Source organism: Bacillus sp. XB1 (assembly GCF_053557995.1).
This window is the reverse complement of the sequence record NZ_JBNRIL010000001.1, coordinates 2,012,322-2,034,331: the sequence shown is the minus strand read 5'-3', so window position 1 is coordinate 2,034,331 and position 22,010 is coordinate 2,012,322. Positions and strand designations below refer to the sequence as shown.

The following is a 22,010-nucleotide window of genomic DNA, read 5'->3' as shown; positions in this document are numbered from 1 at the left end:
CAATGGGCACAATAATGGTATTGTGCCTCCCCCTTTACATCATACGAATTTTTTGTTCAAAGCTTTTTTTCATTTGCTTTTCATGTAATCCTGGTAAATCATAAATGACAGCATCAATACCTGCTTCTTTTGCAACATCGACAGGGATGACAGATGTATGTTTGTCACCATTATAAAAACAGAGAACTAAATCAGTGTCTTCAATAATTTGTTTAACAAAAAACATATAATCTAATCGGTAAATGGAGTCAGAAGGATGATCAAAAGCAACATATTCGGCTCCGTGTTTTTTTAAGTAATCAACGACTTCTTGGAATTCATCTGTAATTGCTTGCAATGGTTGCAGCGTGTAAAGGCATAAATTTTGAGCGAGTCTTTCATTCTCAACGAAAAAACGAAGAACCTCATTTTCAATAGATTTATAACATAATATGTAAATTTTATGTTTGTGAGCATAGTCAGTTAAAAATTTTTTAATTTCTTCTTGATCTAATGCTGTTAATTGATTTGAACCACAAAGGAAAATATTCATAGAATTGTGCCACCTCATACTAAATTGTAACATATCTTTTATAAAAAATAACTGCAAAATATTACTGTTCAGAGTATAATTATAAATAACTGGATTTTACGATTAAGTTTAGGAAGAAATAAAAAAATAAATAGGTGATATATATGCTACGTTCTATCTCGCATAATCCAATTTTATCGCATATACCGCCTGCTACTCAAATGCCGAAAGAAGCAAATGTCAGGACAGGACTTGCATTTTCGGATAATTTGCATGCAGATCCGAAAAAAGATAAATTACTAGAACAAATGGAAGCTTTTGTCGATAATATTGGAGAAATTAAAGAGAAAATTGAAATGGAATTAACGCTTGATAATGTAATGGAATACAAAAATACAGTAAAATCATTTTTGAATTTTTACGTGGATAATGTATTGCAGTATAAAGATGTCATGTCTCGTCACCCGCGTTACGGATATTCACAGAAAATGACGATTGTGAAACAGGCAGAAATGGGATTGAATGAATTAGAAGATGTTATGAATTTAATTAATACAAAAACAGGACATTTAGAAATGTTAAATCAAATTGGAGAAATCCATGGTTTAATTGTGAATTTAGTCTTGTAAAAGGAAGGAAGCTATATGTACATACAATTATATGAAAAACTCGTTATTATTCAAAAAGCGTATGAAAATATTCAAGCGCTTGGAGAGCAAATATATGAGAATTTAAAAAATAAAAATGTAAATGCAGTTCAAAAATTGCAAGTAGAGCAATTGCAGTACATTGATGGTTTAAAAGGGTTATCAAGCTCATTAGAAGAAATGGTTGTTCAGTTCTGTAAAGAACAAGGAGTTGAAGCGTTTCGTGTAAGTGCGTTATTTTCGTATTTTTCTCAAGAAGAAATTGAAAAAATGGAAGAATTACAAAAAAACGTAACTGAATTAGAAGAGAATGTAAAAATGCTTCTTTTGAAAAATCAATATTACTTAAACGTACTATTAAAAACTACAGAAAGTATTGTGGATTCTGTTTCTGAATATAACTTAGAGCGAAACAATAATTCGCAAATCTTTATGAACGAACTATTGTAAAGGAGAAGTGAAGCTTTATGAGATTATCTGATTATAATACACCGCTATCGGGCATGTTAGCGGCTCAAATGGGGTTGCAAACAACGAAACAAAACTTGTCTAACATTCATACACCGGGTTATGTGCGTCAAATGGTGAATTACGGATCTGCTGGAGGGAGTAAAGGGTATGCACCAGAACAAAGAATAGGGTATGGTGTACAAACGTTAGGTGTTGATCGTATTACAGATGAAGTGAAGACAAAGCAATATAATGATCAAATGTCACAGTTCTCTTACTATGCATATATGAACTCTACTTTGTCGCGAGTAGAGTCTATGGTAGGAACGACAGGTAAAAATTCATTATCTAGTTTAATGGATGGGTTTTTCAATGCTTTTCGTGAAGTTGCAAAAAATCCGGAGCAATCAAATTACTACGATACATTAATTGCTGAAACGGGGAAGTTCACAAGTCAAGTAAGTCGTCTTGCGAAAAACTTGGATACAGTGGAAGCACAGACGACAGAAGATATTGAAGCGCATGTTAATGAATTTAATCGACTTGCTGCTAGTTTAGCAGAAGCGAACAAGAAAATTGGACAAGCTGGTACACAAGTACCAAATCAACTATTAGATGAACGTGATCGTATTATGACAGAAATGTCTAAGTATGCAGATATAGAAGTATCGTATGAAGCTACAAATCCTAATATTGCAAGTGTTAGGATGAATGGTGTTTTAACTGTAAATGGTCAAGATACATACCCACTTCAATTACAGAAGGATAAAAAGCCAATGTCTGTACAAATATCTGGAACAGATATCCCATTAAGTGGTGGAACAATTTTATCGGCAATTGATACGAAAGCAAAGATTACAAATTATAAAGATAATCTGAATGAGTTTGTAAATTCGTTAAAAAAACAAGTGAATAATACTATGAAGAAAGAGCTTTTTGTAGGAGAAGATGCGAAGAAGCTTGAATTGAATCCTGATTTTATAAAAGATATTTCAAAAATGAAAATTTCGGCTGAAACTGCCAACAACCTTGCGGCTATTACAGATAAAGGCTATAAGGATGGACTTACATATAAGCAAGCCTTAGATCAATTTTTAGTTGGTGTAGCCTCTGATAAAAGTTCAGTAAATGCATATCAAAATATTCATAAGGATTTATTAGAAGGTATCCAGCAAGAAAAGATGAGCATCGAGGGCGTAAATATGGAAGAAGAAATGGTTAATTTAATGGCCTTCCAAAAATACTTCGTGGCGAATTCTAAAGCTATAACTACTATGAATGAAGTGTTTGATAGTTTGTTTTCGATTATTAGATAAGGAGTAGTCATGTATAGTTGGTAATTGGAAATATTTAAGGAGGAGATAGAAATGAGAGTATCTACATTTCAAAATGCAAACTGGGCAAAGAATCAGTTGATGGATTTAAATGTGCAACAGCAATACCACCGAAATCAAGTAACCTCAGGGAAGAAAAACCTTCTTATGAGTGAAGATCCACTTGCAGCAAGTAAATCATTTGCGATTCAACATTCATTGGCAAATATGGAGCAAATGCAGAAAGATATAGCGGATTCGAAAAATGTATTAACACAAACTGAAAATACTTTACAAGGTGTTTTGAAATCTTTAACAAGAGCAGACCAATTAACAGTACAAGCGTTAAATGGTACAAATAGTGAAAAAGAATTGCAGGCTATTGGTGTAGAAATTGATCAAATTTTAAAACAGGTCGTCTATTTAGCGAATACAAAAGAACAAGGTCGTTATATTTTCGGTGGTGATAGTGCAGAAAATCTGCCATTTACAGAAGATGGTACGTACCAGGGTGGAAAAAATGATGTGAACTGGAAACTAAATGACGGTTATGAATTCAAAGCGTTCCGTAACGGTGAAGCATTATTATCCCCTGTTATAAAAACGTTAAAACAGATGAGTGAAGCGATGCAAAACGGTGACCAAAAAGCACTAAAACCGTTATTAGAAGAAAATAAGCAAAACTTAGATGGCATCATTAACCGTACAACTGAAGTTGGTTCAACAATGAACACAATGGAGACGTTTAAAACAATTTTAAGCGAGCAAAATGTAGCACTTCAAGAAAACCGTAAAGAAATTGAGGATGTTGATTTAGCGATCGCAATTTCTGATTTAGCTTATATAAACGCAACGTACGAAGCGACATTAAAAGCTGTTAGTACGATGAGTAAAACGAGTATTTTAGATTACATGTAAATGATAAGGAGTGAAAAATATGGCAGGAACAATATCTGATTATGGTGGCAGACAACAAATATGGAATTTAGGAAATAACATAATAGATACAAAGAAGTTAGTAGATTTAGAGTTACAAGCATTGGAAATGAAAAAATCACCTTATACTACACAAAAACAAACATTAACAAATGAAAAAAACGTGTATGCAAGCATGAAAAAAGAATTTGGAAATCTTGTACAAGTGTTCAAAGATTTATACGCATTTAAAGGTGATGAAAAGAAAACCACTCTATCCAAAGATGGTTTTATAAAAGCACAAGCTGACACTGCTGCAATTCCCGGAACATACACGATTACAGTAGAACGGGTAGCTGAAAGACATCAAATAACTACAGCTCCACTTACTCCTTCAAAAACTTCTGAAGGTACGGAGCAAAAATTTAGTTTAGATTTAAAACTTGGAGTAGATGATGTATTTCAGATAAATGGAAAAGAAGTTAAAATCTCGAAAGATATGACGTATAAAGATCTTGTCAATAAGATAAATAATGGGAATTATGGTGCGTCAGTATATACATTAGGAGATCAACTATTTTTCACATCGACTACTGCAGGAGAAGCTGGGGAGCTGAAATTAACGGATGGTGCCAATGGTTTTTTACAAAATATAGGGCTAGTTACTTCTGCAAAAAATACGGATGGAACAAATGTTGTTGCACATCAAGTGACAGGAGCAATAAATGCTGAGTATACAATAAATGGAATTAAAGGAACTAGTAAAACAAATAAGATTGATACAATTCCAGGATTAACTATTAATTTAGAAAAGGAAACTACAGAGCCAATAAAATTAACTATTGAAGATTCTGATATAAAAAATTCGATAGATTTAATAAAAAAAATGAAAGACGAGTATAATAAGGCTGTTAAAAGTTTAGATTTATTTGCTGGAGAAGATGGAGTAATGCAAGGGAATAATGTGTCATTTGCTATCAATAATGCAATGACAGGTATTTTTAAATTTTCCCAAGATGATAAGTATTTATTTTCTTTTGGAATTCAAATTGATAAAAAAGGTAATATGACTCTTGATGAAGAAAAATTAAAAACAGCTTTTAAAGAGAATCCGGAATCTACCAAACAATTTTTCTTTGGCTTAAATGGTCTAGGGCATGATACAGAGAAAAAGTTAGACGGGATATTTGGAGATGAAGGAATTATCGGGAAACGTTCTAAAAGTATTGAAAAGCAAGTAACTGATTTAGAGAGAAAAATTCAAGATATTGAAACAGTTAATAAGGAAAAACAAAAAACAATTATTGATAAATATGCAAAATTAGAAAGTCAGTTAGCGTTGCTTGATAGTCAGTTGAAGACAATTCAAGCAATGACAAAAACAAAAAGTGATGACTAATGAAAGCTGAGGAAGTGATTGTATGCAAGCATGGCAACGTTATATGCAAAATGATATTATGACGAGTAATCCAATTAAAAATACAATATTTATTTATGAGAGATGTATCATCGAGTTTCGTAAGTTGGAAGAACTTTTAAATACATTCAAGATTCAAGATAGTGATGAACTTCTTGAAAAGTTAGAACGTATATTTGAAGAGTTGAAGCTCCAATTAAATCCTGATATTACGAAAGATTTGTACGATAGTTTATTTGGTTTATACGATTGGATTAGCTTTCAAATTCAAACGATGAAAGTCACGCGTGAAGTAAAAGATATTGATGCCATTGTACAAGTGTTACAAGATTTAATAGACGGATACCGTGGAGCGCTTGAAAATGAACAATGATATTTATCGAACGTTTGTCGGCTGTTTTAATGAAATCGGTGAATTGCAAGTGTCAGATGAAGAGTTTGCTGAGAAGAGTGAGATGTTAAATCGCTGGATGATGACATTGGATGAAGAAACGCGTGCACAAGTTGCAGCAGAAGTAAGCCCGTTCATTATTAAGGCAGCACAGCATATTCGGGATAAGCAAAAGATTTTGGAAGAAATGATTATGACAAATGATGGGCGAATGAAGGCTAATTCATTTTACGGTAAATATTAATAATAACGTCTGGAAACAGGTTCCCCTTTTAAAAGGGGGTCTATTCCTTCGTTTACATAAAGAACCCGCTGATTGAGGTTTCATTTTATGACTGTGATGAAATAATAATTGTAATCTAAATAATAGAAAAATGGACTTTAGTTTATATATTGAAATGTTCTATAGATTACTGTGTGTATACAGTTTTTTGCATTCTTTTTTATATTTTTATATTTTTCTAAAGACAACAATGAAAAAATGGAATAAAATATGTAAGGGTACATAATAGTAAATATTTTAATAAATGCATATAAGAAAATAAACAATGAAGTGAAACTTCTATCAGTGGATCATTACGTTAGAAAAGGAAGGGTGTGGAATATGCCAGATTTAGTGAGTGATGTAAGCCATTATATGAATTATTTAGTGACGAAACGAAATACAGTTTCTAGTAATATTGCAAATGCGAATACACCTGGCTATAAAGCACAAGATGTAACATTTGCTGAGCAGATGAATAAAAGTAGTGCGTTATATAAAAACAATGTGGCTGATTTAAAGAGTAATCCAGATTTATATCAAACGAATGAAATGCACTTGCCGACAGTAAATACGAAAAATACATATGCAAAGATTCAAACAAAATCAATGCAAACGAATAAAGACGGAAATAGTGTGGATGTAACGACAGAAATGCTAGATTTAATGAAAGCAAATCAGTTATACGGTATTTCAGTTAACGCAATTAATACACAATATGCAATTAACCAAGCGGCACGCGGACGTTAAAAGTAGAAGGAGAGACAACGGATGTTTCAGGCAATTAATGCAAGTGGCTCAGGACTAACGACAGCGAGAAAGTGGATGGAAGTTACTTCTAACAATATTGTAAATGCAAATACGACGGCGGCTCCGGGGGCAGATTTATATGAGCGTCGTAGTGTGGTGCTAGAATCAAACAATAGTTTTGCAAGTATGCTAGATGGGGCTCCTACTAACGGAGTAAAAATAAAAAGTATTGAAGCAGACAAAACGGAAAATTTAGTGTATGATCCGACGCATCCGCACGCAAATGAAGAAGGATATGTACGTTATCCCAATATTGATGTAACTGCTGAAATGACGAATGTAATGGTCGCTCAAAAAATGTATGAAGCGAATACGAGTGTATTAAATGCGAATAAAAAAATGCTTGATAAAGATTTAGAAATCGGCCGAGGATAAGGGGGAAGATAGTAATATGAAAATTCAACCAATGTTACATACACAACCATTTGGAGCAATTCAGTCAATTGGTGCACCGAAAACTTCTCAAACATCTGTAGTTGAGGGGAAAAAGTTTATTGATTTATTGGAAGATATGAATCAAACGCAAAACAATGCGCAAACAGCAGTATATGATTTACTAACTAAAGGGGTAGGAGAAACACATGACGTTTTAATTCAGCAAAAGAAAGCTGAGTCTCAAATGAAAACAGCTGCTCTCGTACGTGATAATCTTATTGAAAATTATAAGTCACTAATTAATATGCAAATTTAGGAAAGTGGACGGGTGTGTTTAAATGGAAAAGATGAAAAATGTTATCCAATCGTTAAAAACGTGGCATAAGTTAGTAATTGGTGCTGCGCTTTTAGCGATTGTAACAGGAGCACTTTTATACTTCACCTTGCCAGATAAATATGTTGTTGTATATCAAAATTTAAATGATACAGATAAACAAGAGATTACAGCAGAATTATCGAAGTTAGGTGTCGATTATCAATTAGCGGCCGATGGTTCGATTCGTGTGCAAAAGAATGATGCTCCATGGGTTCGAAAAGAAATGAATGGGATGGGCTTACCGTTTAATTCGAAAAGCGGTGAGGAAATTTTATTAGAAAGCTCGCTCGGTTCAAGTGAGCAAGATAAAAAAATGAAGCAAATTGTCGGTACGAAGAAGCAATTGGAGCAAGATATTGTAAGAAACTTTGCGACAGTTGAAACGGCAAATGTTCAAATTACATTGCCTGAAAAAGAGACAATTTTTGATGAAGAAAAAGCAAAAGGAACAGCGGCGATTACGGTTGGAGTGAAACGTGGACAATTGTTAACAGCTGATCAAGTTGCGGGTATGCAGCAAATGATAAGTGCAGCAGTTCCTGGTGTAAAGGCAGAAGAAGTAAGCGTTATTGATAGTAAAAAAGGTGTTATCTCAAAAGGGACAGATGAAGCACATTCTAGTAGTTCTTCTTCTTACGAGAAAGAAGTAGAGATGCAGCACCAACTTGAAGGTAAATTAAAGCAAGATATTGATGCAACGTTAATGACGATGTTTAAACCGAATGAATATAAAGTGAATACGAAAGTATCTGTAAACTACGATGAAGTTACACGTCAGTCAGAAAAGTATGGTGATAAAGGTGTACTTCGTAGTAAACAAGAACAAGAGGAAAGCTCTACTGCGCAAGAAGGGGCAGATACGAAGCAAGGTGCTGGTATTACAGCGAACGGTGAAGTGCCAAACTACGGTACGAACAATAATCAAAATGGTAAAGTTGTCTACGATAATAAAAATGGTAACAAAATCGAAAACTATGAAATAGATAAAACAGTTGAAACAATTAAGAAACACCCAGAATTAACGAAAACAAATGTTGTTGTATGGGTAGATAATGATACGCTAGTAAAACGTAAAATTGATATGACAACTTTTAAAGAAGCGATCGGAACAGCGGCAGGACTTCAAGCTGACCCGAACGGTAACTTTATAAATGGTCAAGTTAACGTTGTAACTGTTCAGTTCGATCAGCCGAAAGCCGAAAAAGAGAAAGAGCCAGAAAAAAGTGGTATGAACTGGTGGTTATTCGGTGGAATTACAGCTGGCTTATTAGCGATTGGTGGCCTAGTATGGTTCTTATTAGCAAGACGTAAGAGAAAGAAAGAAGAAGAGGAATATGAAGAATACTTAGCAGAAGAGGAAATTGCTGCAAGTAATGAAAGTATCTTGGAAATTCCTGAAGAAAAAATAGTGCCAGAGCCAAAACCTGAACCAGAAGAACCGAAAGAACCAACGTTAGATGAACAAGTGCAGGATGCTACGAAAGAACATGTAGAAGGAACTGCAAAAGTAATTAAAAAATGGTTAAACGGACAGTAAGGGAGGAACAACGATGTTAGATGAAATCTCCTCCAAAGAAAAAGCTGCCATCCTTATTCGTACATTAGAAGAAGGGGTGGCAGCAAAAGTCATTGAATATATGACAGCTGAGGAAAAAGAAGTATTACTTCGTGAAATCGCGAAGTTTCGTGTATACAAACCAGAAACGTTAGAAAATGTACTAGGAGAGTTCTTATATGAACTAAATGTAAAAGAATTGAACTTAGTCACTCCAGATAAAGAATACATTCGTCGCATATTTAAAAATATGCCAGAAGACGAACTGGAAAAATTATTGGAAGACCTTTGGTATAACAAAGATAATCCGTTTGAGTTCTTAAATTCACTTACAGATTTAGAGCCACTTCTTACAGTGCTTAATGATGAGTCACCACAAACAATTGCAATTATCGCTTCTTATATTAAACCGCAACTTGCGTCTCAATTAATTGAGAGATTGCCAGATCATAAGCGCGTTGAAACGGTAATGGGTATAGCGAAGTTAGAACAAGTTGATGGTGAGTTAATTAATCAAATTGGTGAGTTGTTAAAATCGAAATTAAATAATATGGCATTTAGTGCAATTAATAAAACTGATGGCTTGAAAACAATCGTAAATATTTTAAATAATGTTTCACGAGGTGTTGAAAAAACAGTCTTTCAAAAGCTGGATGAAGTCGATTATGAGTTATCTGAGAAAATTAAAGAAAATATGTTTGTCTTTGAAGACTTACTTGGTCTTGAAGATCTTGCGCTTCGCCGTGTATTAGAAGAAATTACAGATAACGGTGTTCTTGCGAAAGCACTTAAAATTGCAAAAGAAGAAATTAAAGAGAAATTATTTACATGTATGTCTTCAAACCGTAAAGAGATGATTCTAGAAGAATTAGATGGCTTAGGACCGCTTAAGATGACGGATGCTGAAAAAGCGCAGCAAACGATCACTGGTACAGTGAAAAAGCTAGAGAAAGAAGGAAGAATTATCGTTCAAAGAGGTGAAGAGGATGTCCTTATTTAAAAACAGAATTCCGAAGAATTCTGTTTCTTTTTCTGAAGAAACGTATGAATTACAATTTCCAAAACCAGCTTCAGTTCAAATAGAAGAGGAAGAATTACAAGCTGATCATGCAGAACTTCGCGCCCAGCAAGAATCGTTACATATGGAAATGAATCAGCTAAGGCAAGAGAAGCAAATGCTAGAACGAGAGCGGCAGCAGTTATTACAAGATAAAGAACAATTTCAAATGCATATTCATGAGCAAATGGAACAGATGGAAGCAGCGCGTGTGCAATTTCAAAAAGAACAACAAGAAACAGCGTATGAATGGACAGAGTTATTATGGGATCAATCTTTTCATCTAGCAGAAAAAATCGTGAATCAAGCGGTAGATTCACGATTGCTTGATGTGTTACCTATTTTAACTGGCATCGTGCAAACATTGCCAACTTCGTTTGAAAAATTAATCATTACAGTACATCCAGAAACGTTTGAACGTATTCAAGAAGAGAAGGAGAATACGAAAGAATATTGGTTACTACAATTAGTAGAATGGAAATATGATTTCTCCCTGCAGTTTGGTGAATTTGTTCTGGAAGAAGAGAAAGAGTTCTTTGAATTTAAATTTGCACCTATATTTGCGAAACTTCGTCAGAAATGGGAAGAAGAGAAGTTATTTGAGGAGCAAAATGTATGAGCCGCCTGTTAATGAATGAGAACGAAAAATGGAATAAGTTCATTGAAACACCGCTGTATACGAAAGTAGGCAAAGTTCATAGTGTACAAGAACAGTTTTTCGTAGCAAAAGGGCCGAAAGCGAAGATTGGTGATGTTTGCTTCGTTGGAGAACATAACGTCTTATGTGAAGTGATTGCCATTGAAAAGGAAAATAATATGCTACTTCCATTTGAACAGACAGAAAAAGTATGTTATGGAGATTCAGTAACATTAGTTTCAGAAGATGTTGTTGTACCACGTGGTAATCACTTGCTCGGAAAAGTGTTAAGTGCAAATGGTGAAGTGTTAAATGAGGAAGCTGAAAACATTCCATTACAGAAAATAAAACTAGATGCACCACCTATACATGCATTTGAACGTGAAGAGATTACCGATGTATTTGAAACAGGAATAAAATCAATTGATTCTATGCTAACAATTGGTATCGGTCAAAAGATTGGTATTTTTGCTGGGTCAGGTGTTGGTAAATCAACTTTACTTGGAATGATAGCAAAAAATGCAAAAGCTGATATAAATGTTATTAGTTTAGTAGGAGAACGTGGCCGGGAAGTAAAAGACTTTATTCGAAAAGAGTTAGGCGAGGAAGGTATGCGAAAAAGCGTCGTTGTTGTAGCGACGTCAGATGAAAGTCACCTTATGCAACTTCGTGCAGCGAAACTCGCAACGTCTATTGCTGAATACTTCCGTGATCAAGGCAATAACGTATTACTTATGATGGACTCTGTTACTCGTTTTGCCGATGCACGAAGAAGTGTTGATATTGCTGTTAAAGAGTTACCGATTGGTGGTAAAACACTGTTAATGGAAAGTTATATGAAGAAGTTGTTAGAGCGTTCCGGAAAAACACAAAAGGGATCTATAACAGGTATTTATACGGTGCTTGTTGATGGGGACGATTTAAATGGTCCTGTACCAGATTTAGCACGTGGTATTTTAGATGGACATATCGTATTAAAGCGTGAGCTTGCAACGCTTAGTCATTATCCTGCAATTTCAGTATTAGATTCAGTAAGTAGGATTATGGAAGAAATTGTTTCGCCACATCATTGGCAACTTGCAAATGAAATGAGAAAGATTTTATCAATTTATAAAGAAAATGAATTGTATTTTAAGCTAGGAACGATTCAACAAAATGAAGAAAATGCTTATATTTTTGAATGTAAAAATAAAGTAGAAGGCATAAATACATTTTTAAAGCAAGGTCGATCGGATAGTTTCCAATTTGATGATATCGTTGAAGCGATACAGCATATAGTATAAGGCCTCTGCATAAGAGGTCTTATTTTTTTGTTTTTTAATATTTCACAGATTTTTTTGGAAAAAAACTATATAATAGAAAAAGAGAACGTTATAATAGAAAGGGGTTATGAAAACAGGTGGATAAACAGCAGTACGACACAATAAAATTGCAAATAAACCAAGAAAAAGAACATATTTTAAAAGAAGTGTATGAATTAACAGCTGAAAAAAGAAAAATAGAACAAAAAAAAGAATATGATTTATATGTTGTGAAATCGCGTAGTAAAGTCGTACAAACTGGGCAACGTATTATGGCTGGCATGCTTTCTTCACATACGTTTTCACCTGAAAGAATAGAAGAATGGAATCGAAAAATTAAAAAAACGGAAGGTTTTATTCAAAAAAATGAAAGCCTTTTAGAGCAAGTAAAAGAAAAAGAACGTGTCATTGATGAGATGTATCAAGAAGATTGCAAAAAGCTTGCGAAAGCACAAGAAAAGCTGGAAGAAAAAATGCTTCTGGATTTGAAAATGTGTATGAATGGATGAGGTGAATGTAGTGATACAGTCTGTATTACCGGTGCAACAAAGTTTACCTCCGCAAAAAGAAAAAGGGCTAGAAGTACAATCAAAAAATGAAGATTCTTCATTCGATCGTACGATGAGAATGGAAAATAAAAAACAGCCGCAAACGGAGAAAATGAAACGAGAAGAAGCACCAAAAGAAGAGAGAAAAGATTATATTCTTTCTAAAAAATCGGTAACGGAAGAAGAACCTATTGTAAAGAAAGAAGAAAAAAAAGAGACAGAACAGTTGTTATTAGCTGTATCTGAGCAAATGGTTGCAATTGAGCAATTACATGTGCAGCCGGAATTGTTATATCAATACATACAAAAAATACAAGAGCTATATAAAGAATATGGCAATATTAAACTTAATGAATTACCTGCAGCTGAATTACAACAATTACAAGAACTTCTTTCAAATATGAATATCAAAAATGCCATATGTTTAGAAGATACAATGCAAATGGTATTAGACAAAATGAAGATGCCAGAGCAAACGATGCAAGCATTGAAGGTTGTAGAAACAGAAACTTGTAATATTGCAAAGGAACAAGAAGAGTTTAAAGACGTAGATCTTCCGAAACTTGAGAGCGATGATACAAAGGTAGAGTTGCCTGAGGTTGATGCATTAAACGATTCGAGCTCTGCAGGTGCAGAATTATTAAATAAAACGACGAGTACCGAACAAGTAGGGAAATCAAATAGTGGTGCTGAGAAAGTTTCATTACCTGACTTAGGAAAGAAAATGGAAGCGCAAGTAGAAGCGTTGCAAAAATTTGTAGTGAAACAAGAACGTGTTTTATTCCAGTTAAATCCAGAAAAACTTGGTACATTAACAGTGTTTATGAAAAAACACGGAGATCAAATTGACGTTCACGTAGAAATGGAAAAACACGATGCGAAAAAACGTGTTGAAATCATTTTTGATGAATTGAGATTAAAGTTAAAAGAAAAAGAAATCAATATTCAAATTAGCTATTCAGATAAAGATGAAAATCGCAAAGAACAGCGAGAACAAGACCAAAGGCAAAAACAGAAATTAGCAAATACAAATCATGAAAAACAACAATCAACAGAATTTGCGGGATTATTGGAGGAATAACGCGTGCCAACAGTTGGATTAAATACAACGAGTACAAATCATATTCCGTTACAAGCAGGGGCGCAAACAAAAAACGCATCTGTAAATGGTGTGCAATCGCCAGTTCAACAAACAAACGGAGTATCAGCAAGTAATCAAAAAACACCCGGTATTATGGATAAAGATGATTTTCTGAAACTATTTTTAGCAAGCTTTCAACATCAAGACCCGTTTAATGCGATGGATATGAACCAAATGATGAATCAAACGGCTCAACTATCGCTTATGGAGCAAGTACAAAATATGACGAAAGCAGTAGATAAACTACAATCAACGATGTATACGACAGCTCTTGATGGTGGGATGAAATTTTTAGGAAAGTATGTTAGAGGTATAAACAATAAGGGGGAGCAAGTGACTGGTCAAGTGGAAACAGTTCGACTTGCTGAAAATAACGATGTACAACTTATTGTTGATAATCAAGTTGTCTCACTTCGTTTTGTAGAAAGGGTTTCAGATAAACCGATAGCAGAAACAAATCCAGAAGATGAGAAGAAAGATGATATAGAGAAAAATGAAGAGGTTAAGCAAAATTAATAAAAGGAGTGTATATAGGTTATGATTAAAGCGTTATATACGAGTATTACAGGGATGAATGCGGCACAAAATGCATTAAGTGTTACTTCAAATAATATTGCAAATGCACAAACAGTTGGATATAAAAAGCAAAAAGCTATTTTTGATGATCTGCTATATAATAATACGGTTGGTTCACGTGGGGATGGTGCTTATGCTGGTACGAATCCAAAGAGTATCGGTAACGGTGTAAAGTTTAGTGGGACATCTACAGATTTTAGTGATGGTTCTATTACTTTAACTAGTGATAAGATGGAGACAGCCATAGAGGGAAATGGTTTATTTTTAGTTGGTGATCGTAATAGTGGAAATGTAGAGTATACGAGAAAAGGGTCTTTCGGTGTATCGAAAGATAACTATGTTACAAATACAAGTGGACAGTATGTGCTAGGTTATGGTGTGAAAACAGGAACACAAGAAATAGATTTTTCTTCACGACCAAGTCCAATTCATATTCCAATGGGATCAGCTGTTGGTGGAATTCAAACAGATAAAGCAACAATAGGTGGAAACCTTCCTAGAAATCAAAATGCATTATCTCACGAATTCACAGTTTTTGATGAGGAAGGGAACTCGTTAACGTTACGTGTAAATATTAAACAAAAGACTACAAAAGAGACTGTAGATGGTAAAGAAGTTGAAAAGCCTGTGCCAGGTGAATATACATATACAGTTTCTGTAAGAAATGATTCTAAAAACGAAAAAGAGTTTAAGCCTGTTGAAGGCATGACGGGCGAAAAAAATCTTAAATTTGATACATTAGGAAATCTAAAGGAGACAGATGAAGCTGTACAAAAAAATCCAGTAACTGGTGAAATTACTAAAGGTGGAACGGTTAAAATTCCTTTTGGTAAGGGACTGACACTGGACTTAAGTGGTTTAACAAATTATCCGACAGGGAAAACTATTTCTACAACAGAAGTAACGGGGCGTCCAGCTGCAATTGCAAATGACTATTCAATTTCTGACGGTGGTTTCGTTATGATGAGATATTCGGATGGTAGTATGAAGGTTGTAGGACAACTAGCTGTAGCTACATTCCCTAATTCAGGTGGATTAATGAAAACTGGGAATGGCAATTACATTGCCACACCATCAGCGGGGATTCCAGGGATAGGTGTTGCAGGTGAGAATGGTGCAGGTAATGTAAGAGGTTCAGCAAAAGAAAGTTCAAACGTAGATTTATCTGTAGAATTCGTTGACTTAATGTTATATCAACGTGGATTCCAAGGAAATGCGAAAGTAATTAAAGTGTCAGATGAAGTATTAAATGAAGTTGTAAACTTAATTCGATAATGTATTATAAAGAAAGATCGTAATGTAGTAGAAAGGGTTTTTATTCGTATGACAAGACAAGAACGAATTTTACAATTGCCATTTTTCGAAAATAAACGTGAACTTGCTGAGCAAGTGCTAAAAATGGAACGAGAAGAGCATGTATATTTACCAGATCAATTTGAAATTAAGCAAGTGCCCCCGTATTCATTTGCTGAAAAGAAAGCGATTATTGGTCGTATTCATGAGTTTTATTTCGTCAGTGTTGGTAATGATGGCGCATGGAAGTATCAACTGTTTAAGGACGAGATGAAGTGCCGTGAGTTTTTTGTTACATTATCAGGCATTACAGATCAGCAAATTGCGTTTTGGTTCAACAATATTGAGTTGCTTAAAGGCGCTTAAAAGTGTTTTTAGTCTTAGGTGGCTCGGAGCTGTAAGAAGAGAACTATAGAAATGTACTGGAATGGTTGAACAATAATCTCTTTATAGCAAGCCAGTACTTTTTTATAGTCTGTGAGTTGTGACAATAGGGCAATGAAATGAGAGTATGCTAGTTTCATTTTATATGTTTGTGATGATAGATTTTTATAAAAGGAGAGGTGAGGAGGATGGCGCAAAATAAGTATCGCGTTACATTCATTTCGCCGAGTGAGGTTGAGCAGCGGACTGTAATGGGGGCGAATAGTTTGCCAGATTTAATTCGTAAAGTAGAAAGTATTATCGCAGATCCAAATGGTTATTTTGTAAATGATAAAAAAAATAATTGCTATTTTAAAGTGATTAAAGAAAATGTTACGTTTATTCAATATGAGTTACTATTTTCGGATAAGGAAATTCATATTGAAAAATTAAAACATATAGCACCGGTAGTATTAAAGCGATTATTCGAAAAAATAAATGACCCGGAATTATATGCACTTGCGCTACTTGATGTTGATATAGCAACGAAAGAATATGTGTTAGCAGAAATGAATTCTGAGCTGAGAATAAGAGTAGAGACGGAGCTTTCGAAAAAATGGGAAGCAATGCCGACAGAAATTGTAGGGGCGCAAGAAGTGTTATTAGAAGCACTTGCTTCGTTTATACAAGATTAATTGTTTTTTAATAAAATGAATCGATCGACTATCTATATTTTTTATATAGGTAGTTGACTTTTTCTCTTTTATAAAGCTTAATAATTAGATATACGGAATTAATGGAAGGGGAGCGACACCTTTATGTCACAAGCACAAAGTATTTTATTAGAAAGCGGAACAAATGAATTAGAGATTGTTACGTACACTGTTGGTGAAAACCTATTTAGTATTAATGTAATGAAAGTACGTGAAATCATTAATCCATTCCCTGTTACAACTGTGCCAGAATCTCATCATGCAGTTGAAGGTGTTGTTCAAGTACGTGGTGAAATTTTACCTGTTATTAACTTGGCAATGGCTCTTAATTTAAAGTCAACAAAGCCACTTGATCAAACGAAATTTATCATCTCAGAATTAAACCAAATGAAAGTTATTTTCCGCGTGGATGAAGTACATCGTATTCAACGTATTTCGTGGGAACAAATTGATGAACCAGCTTCATTATCTATGGGACTAGAAGAAACGACATCTGGTATTGTAAAACTAGATGGCAAAATCATCTTACTATTAGATTATGAAAAAATTGTATGTGAAATTAGCGGCACTGGTTATGATAATAAATCAATTGCAGGGTTAGAACAAAAAACAGATCGAGCTGAAAAAGTAATTTATATTGCAGAAGATTCAGCAATGCTTCGCCAAATATTAGAAGAAACATTATCATCAGCTGGATATACGAAAATGAACTTCTTCAGCAATGGTGCAGAAGCGTTAGCGCAAATTGAAAAATTAGCGAAAGAGCAAGGCGAAAAAATGTTTGAACATATTCACTTGCTAATTACGGATATTGAAATGCCAAAAATGGATGGACATCATTTAACGAAAGTGGTTAAGGATAGTGAAGTAATGAATCGTTTACCAGTCATTATTTTCTCTTCATTAATTACAAATGAATTATTCCATAAAGGTGAAGCTGTAGGAGCAAATGCTCAAGTAAGTAAGCCAGATATTCAAGAGCTAATTGGTTTAGTTGATAAGTTAGTGCTTTAAAAGCTTCTATTTAGCCGGAATAGAAGCTCTAGCTAAGTGTTGAGCGGTCAGTGCTTAATAGAGCCCTATGCGATGTTGAGACCAGAGATATGGAGTGGTTATAGGTAAGTAGAAGAGCTGGCGTATAACATTTTTCTATTTAGTAGGAATAGAGGAACTACTTATGTAAGGAAGTTTTCAGTGCTTAATAGAGTCTCATGCGATGTGAGTTCAGAGGTATGAAGTAGTTTTAGGTAAGAAGAAGTGAGACTTTGATTGAGGATTTGAAGACAGGGTTTATAACTCTATTCTGTTAGAGAGAGGAAGGAATTAGCCAATGCTACATATGGCTAATTCCTTTTTAGTATTCTATACTTTAAGCTGGTAGAAAAATGAAAGGTTTCTTGGGTGTTTGTCGCTGTATGTGTGAATAATCTTTATTTAGAGATTTTTGATTTAAAAATATAAGCAAACGTATTTTCGATTGTTATTTTAGTAATATTTCGTGGTAACGCAAATTTTTTCGGTGAAAAAACATTCAAAATACCATATAATATAATTAAATGTAATTAATATGCAATTTTGCATATTAATAAAAAAACATTTTCCAAATTTTTATACTTTCTATACATTTTTGTATGTTTATTATTTGACAGATAATTTCGAACTGTTATAATATGGATATGTAAAAATTGCTATTTTCTTAAAAGACATGGGAGTCAGATGAGAATTGTGAAAGGATGAGGGGGAGTGGCACAGATTATGTATCACCACACAGCAATTAATGTATTAGGTCTTTTGCAAAACATGTCAAATAATAAAATGAACGATATGCAACTAGAGGTGGAATTTAAAAAAATAGAAAAAGAATTCCAAGTAAAGTATGAAGAATTAGTTGATTTACATAATAGAATGGTATTATTTCAAATAGATATAGAAAAAAATGGCGGGATGCGAGCATATGAAAAATCAGCAATTACATGGCTGAAGTCTGAACTAGAGCTACTGTATGAAGTGTATCAATTTTGTCAACGTCACGGTTTAAACATTTTAAATATTTCAAAATACGTAAGTAAAAATGAACTAAATCTTTTTCCAAAAACAGAAAGTCAATTGCAAAATACGTATTATAAATTGAAAAAACGTGAAATACCGTTTGAAAATATTGAAAAACAAAAACCAGGACGAAAGCGAAAATATATACCAGTAAAAGAGACAATCGTTGCAAGAAAACAAGAAAACGAGTACGAATTAAAAGGTGAAATTCAGCATAAAGAGGATGAAAAAAATCTTGTAACAGTTATATCTGGTATCGTTGATAACTTTGAAACAATTAATCAATGTAGTGAAAGGAAAGAAGACGAACTACATCAGTTTATGGAAGGTATTTATAAGCTTTCTAGCATGGCAGCAGGGCGTTCTAGAGAAGCAAAGAATACACGTAGTCTAGAAGGTGAATTGCAGTCGTTACAACTAGAAAATGAAAGGCTAAAAGGAGAGAAAGAAGAGCTTGTACAAGATATTAAAGGTATGACGCAGCTTTTAATTCATTTCATTACAAGTTCTGATATCGATCAAATTCGTAAATTACCAACTTTCGTACAAGATTGTAAAATGGAATTACATAAACTTGGGCTATATAATGCACAAGACGGAAAAATGAAAATAATGGTTGACCGTAGCGGACAAGTTATGACGGTAACACAGTAATAAAATTTGGGTACAAAATAAAAGGGAGATACATAGTTTATATGTATTTCCCTTTTGTTTTGTATGGAATCGTTTCAAAGATGGAAGATTCATTTTTATGATTGTAGTAGTTTAGAGACCATTTGCGGAATTTGGTTCGCTTGTGAAACCATACTAAGTGCAACTTCAGTCAATAATTTGAACTTTAAAAAATCACTCATCTCCTGCGCCATGTCTGCATCTTCAATTCGAGATGCAGCATCTGTTAACGCCATACTTTGACTATTTAAATTTTCAATATTAAATTGTAAACGATTTATCATAGCACCAAGGTCGGCACGATGAAGTGACACACTTTGCAAAGCATCTTCAATTTTAAGGATCGCTGCTCTTGCTTCTTGTTCTGTTGAAATCTTGATGTCATGTTGTGTAGGGGAAGGGGGAATTTGTTTCGTCATATGTACCGTATGACCGATATCGTCTAATGTAATAGGACGGTTTTGACCGTCAAATACGGATAAATCATTAAACTCAGTCGTCTCGACAATATAGCCAATTTCTTCTGTTAAAGACTGAAACTCTTTATTCAGCGAATTACGATTTTCATTTGAATTTGTACCGTTTGAGGATTGAACAGCTAAATCACGCATATGCTGCAAAATATTCGTCACAGTTTGAAGGGCAGCTTCTGCCGTGCGAAGCATTGATATCGCATCCTTATTATTACGAATCGCCACGCGCATACCACTTGCTCTCACATGCATTCGAGTCACAATTGCAATATTAGCGGGATTATCAGAAGCATAGTTTAACTTCTTACCAGTCGCCAAATGCTCCATTGACACATTCATACATTTCTCATTCTCATACAACGACTGCCTAGCATTCATACTTAAAACATTCGTACCAATACGCATAATAGACACTCCTTATAGATTGATATAGTCAGTGTTCTAAAGCTAATAAAAGGTCATGAAAAGATAAAAAGGCTTATGCTTATTTGCTATTTGTGTTTTAGCATAAGAGGGGATCAAGATAAGCACTAACCGCTTCTATGCACCGCAGATGCTCTCTTCCATCAAAAAAAAGAAGTTTTTATAAAAAATAAACCTCTCCGCAAGCAGAGAGGTTTATTCAGGAAACTAACTCAAATGGCTTATTGTAATAATTTAGAAACCATTTGTGGAGTTTGGTTTGCTTGAGAAAGCATGCTGATACCAGCTTCATTCAAGATTTTGAACTTAGTCATTTCAGACATTTCTTTCGCCATGTCAGCGTCTTCGATTTGAGAAGCAGCTGAAGCCATGTTAGTAGCTTGGCTTGTTACGTTGTTTAAGTTATGGTCTAAACGGTTTAATTGAGAACCGAAAGTTGCTCGAGCATCAGCGACAGCTTGGATAGCTGTGTCGATTTTTTCCATTTCTGCTGTTGCTGCAGTAATAGCAGCTGCTGGATCAGCAGCGTCTGTTAAAGTTCCAACAGCCGCTCCAAGTAATGTAGCTGCCTTTGCATTAATAGCTGTAATATCAAGTGTATCATTTGCAGCGTCAGAAAGTTGAATCTTAATATCTGTACCACCACCAGCTTGGTTTAAGAATGAATTACCGTTAAAGTTAGTTTTTTCAGCAATATGGTCAATTTCCTCAGCTAATTGTTTGTACTCTTTGTTTAGAGAAGCTGAGTCCTTAAGATTATTCGTACCACTAGCAGCTTGTGTAGCAAGATCACGCATACGAAGTAAGATGTTAGAAATTGAGCCTAAAGCAGCGTCACCAGTACGTAAAGCAGACATAGCGTCTTGCGTGTTACGAGCTCCGACGTTTAATCCGCCTTCTTTCGCACGCATACGAGTAGCGATAGCTAATCCAGCCGCATCGTCAGCCGCACTGTTAATAGATTTACCGCTAGATAAACGATTCATTGCAGTGTTCATTTTGTCTTGATTTTGTCGCATGTACTCTTGCGTACGCATACTGTTAATATTTGTATTAATTCTCATATAAAGAACCTCCATTTTTTTATCTTGAATTTTTAGTTATATATAAATCTCTTTGTAATCAAATGGATTATTGTAATAATTTAGAAACCATTTGTGGAGTTTGGTTTGCTTGAGAAAGCATGCTGATACCAGCTTCGTTCAAGATTTTGAACTTAGTCATTTCAGACATTTCTTTTGCCATGTCAGCGTCTTCGATTTGAGAAGCAGCAGAAGCCATGTTAGTAGCTTGGCTAGTTACGTTGTTTAAGTTATGGTCTAAACGATTTAATTGAGAACCGAAAGTTGCTCGGGCGTCAGCGACAGCTTGAATAGCAGTATCAATTTTACCCATTTCAGTTGTTGCACCAGCTACGTCTGCTAAAGTTAATAAGGTTGCACTTGTAAGTGCCTTTGTATCGATAGCTTCAATAACAAGTGTATCGTTTGCCGCATCAGAAAGTTGAATCGTAATATCTTTACCTGGATTAGTAGGATCAGCTTTGTCTAGGAATGCATTGCCGTTAAAGTTAGTTTTTCCAGCGATATGATCAATTTCACCTTTTAATTGTTCATACTCTTTATTTAAAGAAGCTGTATCTTTTGCGTTATTCGTACCACTAGCAGCTTGTGTAGCAAGATCACGCATACGAAGTAAGATGTTAGAAATTGAGCCTAAAGCAGCGTCACCAGTACGTAAAG

26 protein-coding genes are annotated in these 22,010 nt (G+C 34.5%); 22 read left to right on the top strand and 4 right to left on the bottom strand.

The features are described 5' to 3' along the window. Positions 1–34: 34 nt before the first annotated feature. Positions 35–532, bottom strand: a complete 498-nt coding sequence (locus tag ACK1U5_RS10345) for a flagellar motor switch protein FliG (RefSeq protein WP_069605355.1) — start codon at positions 530–532, stop codon at positions 35–37. Positions 533–675: 143 nt separating this feature from the next. Between ACK1U5_RS10345 and ACK1U5_RS10340 the strand changes: the two genes are divergently transcribed. From ACK1U5_RS10340 to ACK1U5_RS10235, 22 genes are all read left to right on the top strand, one after another. After that, positions 676–1,140: a YaaR family protein gene (locus ACK1U5_RS10340; RefSeq protein WP_000946323.1), complete on the top strand. Its 465-nt coding sequence runs from the start codon at positions 676–678 to the stop codon at positions 1,138–1,140. Between the two features lie 15 nt (positions 1,141–1,155). Further along, positions 1,156–1,608 carry a hypothetical protein gene (locus ACK1U5_RS10335; protein WP_000275882.1) on the top strand — a complete coding sequence of 151 codons (453 nt, stop codon included), beginning with the start codon at positions 1,156–1,158 and terminating at the stop codon, positions 1,606–1,608. Positions 1,609–1,625: 17 nt separating this feature from the next. Next, positions 1,626–2,924: a flagellar hook-associated protein FlgK gene (gene flgK / locus ACK1U5_RS10330; RefSeq protein WP_016109692.1), complete on the top strand. Its 1,299-nt coding sequence runs from the start codon at positions 1,626–1,628 to the stop codon at positions 2,922–2,924. Positions 2,925–2,975: 51 nt separating this feature from the next. Next, a complete protein-coding gene (locus ACK1U5_RS10325) occupies positions 2,976–3,839 on the top strand; it encodes a flagellar hook-associated protein 3 (protein WP_048567437.1) in 864 nt (287 codons plus the stop codon). Positions 3,840–3,858: 19 nt separating this feature from the next. Next, on the top strand, positions 3,859–5,235 hold the full coding sequence (locus ACK1U5_RS10320) for a flagellar hook-associated protein 2 (protein ID WP_048567436.1): 1,377 nt from the start codon (positions 3,859–3,861) through the stop codon (positions 5,233–5,235). 22 nt (positions 5,236–5,257) lie between these two features. Further along, positions 5,258–5,626, top strand: coding sequence for a flagellar export chaperone FliS (locus tag ACK1U5_RS10315; protein WP_048567435.1), 369 nt, complete (start codon positions 5,258–5,260; stop codon positions 5,624–5,626). Next, the gene (locus tag ACK1U5_RS10310; protein WP_048567434.1) at positions 5,616–5,888 is read left to right on the top strand and encodes a hypothetical protein; all 273 of its coding nucleotides are present in this window, start codon (positions 5,616–5,618) and stop codon (positions 5,886–5,888) included. Before ACK1U5_RS10315 ends, ACK1U5_RS10310 begins: the two co-directional genes overlap by 11 nt. Positions 5,889–6,197: 309 nt before the next feature. Beyond that, entirely contained in the window at positions 6,198–6,656 is a 459-nt protein-coding gene (gene flgB, locus ACK1U5_RS10305) for a flagellar basal body rod protein FlgB (RefSeq protein ID WP_372584449.1), read from the top strand. A 21-nt stretch (positions 6,657–6,677) separates the two neighbouring features. Continuing rightward, on the top strand, positions 6,678–7,091 hold the full coding sequence (flgC, locus tag ACK1U5_RS10300; protein ID WP_000484680.1) for a flagellar basal body rod protein FlgC: 414 nt from the start codon (positions 6,678–6,680) through the stop codon (positions 7,089–7,091). A gap of 16 nt (positions 7,092–7,107) precedes the next feature. Next, entirely contained in the window at positions 7,108–7,407 is a 300-nt protein-coding gene (gene fliE, locus ACK1U5_RS10295; RefSeq protein ID WP_000701672.1) for a flagellar hook-basal body complex protein FliE, read from the top strand. Positions 7,408–7,429: 22 nt separating this feature from the next. After that, the gene (locus ACK1U5_RS10290; RefSeq protein WP_069605356.1) at positions 7,430–9,004 is read left to right on the top strand and encodes a flagellar M-ring protein FliF C-terminal domain-containing protein; all 1,575 of its coding nucleotides are present in this window, start codon (positions 7,430–7,432) and stop codon (positions 9,002–9,004) included. Positions 9,005–9,017: 13 nt separating this feature from the next. Continuing rightward, positions 9,018–10,022 carry a flagellar motor switch protein FliG gene (fliG, locus tag ACK1U5_RS10285; protein ID WP_000883364.1) on the top strand — a complete coding sequence of 335 codons (1,005 nt, stop codon included), beginning with the start codon at positions 9,018–9,020 and terminating at the stop codon, positions 10,020–10,022. Beyond that, entirely contained in the window at positions 10,009–10,698 is a 690-nt protein-coding gene (locus ACK1U5_RS10280; RefSeq protein WP_000051691.1) for a FliH/SctL family protein, read from the top strand. The genes fliG and ACK1U5_RS10280 overlap by 14 nt, the downstream gene beginning before the upstream one ends. After that, positions 10,695–11,999, top strand: a complete 1,305-nt coding sequence (fliI, locus tag ACK1U5_RS10275) for a flagellar protein export ATPase FliI (protein ID WP_000088695.1) — start codon at positions 10,695–10,697, stop codon at positions 11,997–11,999. Before ACK1U5_RS10280 ends, fliI begins: the two co-directional genes overlap by 4 nt. 116 nt (positions 12,000–12,115) lie before the next feature. After that, positions 12,116–12,526: a hypothetical protein gene (locus ACK1U5_RS10270; RefSeq protein WP_000360855.1), complete on the top strand. Its 411-nt coding sequence runs from the start codon at positions 12,116–12,118 to the stop codon at positions 12,524–12,526. Between the two features lie 10 nt (positions 12,527–12,536). Then, a complete protein-coding gene (locus ACK1U5_RS10265) occupies positions 12,537–13,646 on the top strand; it encodes a flagellar hook-length control protein FliK (protein WP_025967098.1) in 1,110 nt (369 codons plus the stop codon). Between the two features lie 3 nt (positions 13,647–13,649). Beyond that, a complete protein-coding gene (locus tag ACK1U5_RS10260; protein WP_001143477.1) occupies positions 13,650–14,222 on the top strand; it encodes a flagellar hook assembly protein FlgD in 573 nt (190 codons plus the stop codon). Between the two features lie 21 nt (positions 14,223–14,243). Beyond that, positions 14,244–15,557 carry a flagellar hook protein FlgE gene (gene flgE, locus ACK1U5_RS10255; RefSeq protein ID WP_000588310.1) on the top strand — a complete coding sequence of 438 codons (1,314 nt, stop codon included), beginning with the start codon at positions 14,244–14,246 and terminating at the stop codon, positions 15,555–15,557. A gap of 48 nt (positions 15,558–15,605) precedes the next feature. Next, positions 15,606–15,941, top strand: a complete 336-nt coding sequence (locus ACK1U5_RS10250; RefSeq protein WP_063675178.1) for a DUF3964 family protein — start codon at positions 15,606–15,608, stop codon at positions 15,939–15,941. Positions 15,942–16,147: 206 nt separating this feature from the next. After that, on the top strand, positions 16,148–16,633 hold the full coding sequence (locus ACK1U5_RS10245; protein WP_061883963.1) for a hypothetical protein: 486 nt from the start codon (positions 16,148–16,150) through the stop codon (positions 16,631–16,633). Positions 16,634–16,756: 123 nt separating this feature from the next. Further along, on the top strand, positions 16,757–17,665 hold the full coding sequence (locus ACK1U5_RS10240) for a chemotaxis protein (protein WP_000075943.1): 909 nt from the start codon (positions 16,757–16,759) through the stop codon (positions 17,663–17,665). A 741-nt stretch (positions 17,666–18,406) separates the two neighbouring features. Next, complete coding sequence (locus ACK1U5_RS10235) at positions 18,407–19,354, top strand: DNA-binding domain-containing protein (protein WP_069605357.1); 948 nt, start codon at positions 18,407–18,409, stop codon at positions 19,352–19,354. A gap of 95 nt (positions 19,355–19,449) precedes the next feature. Here ACK1U5_RS10235 and ACK1U5_RS10230 read toward each other — a convergent pair whose 3' ends face one another. The 3 genes from ACK1U5_RS10230 to ACK1U5_RS10220 form a co-directional block, all read right to left on the bottom strand. Then, positions 19,450–20,250: a flagellin N-terminal helical domain-containing protein gene (locus ACK1U5_RS10230; RefSeq protein WP_061139465.1), complete on the bottom strand. Its 801-nt coding sequence runs from the start codon at positions 20,248–20,250 to the stop codon at positions 19,450–19,452. Positions 20,251–20,489: 239 nt separating this feature from the next. Then, positions 20,490–21,332 carry a flagellin N-terminal helical domain-containing protein gene (locus tag ACK1U5_RS10225; protein WP_113710727.1) on the bottom strand — a complete coding sequence of 281 codons (843 nt, stop codon included), beginning with the start codon at positions 21,330–21,332 and terminating at the stop codon, positions 20,490–20,492. A 67-nt stretch (positions 21,333–21,399) separates the two neighbouring features. Further along, positions 21,400–22,010 (bottom strand): flagellin (locus ACK1U5_RS10220; protein ID WP_448814819.1); only part of this gene is annotated, 611 nt, incomplete at its 5' end.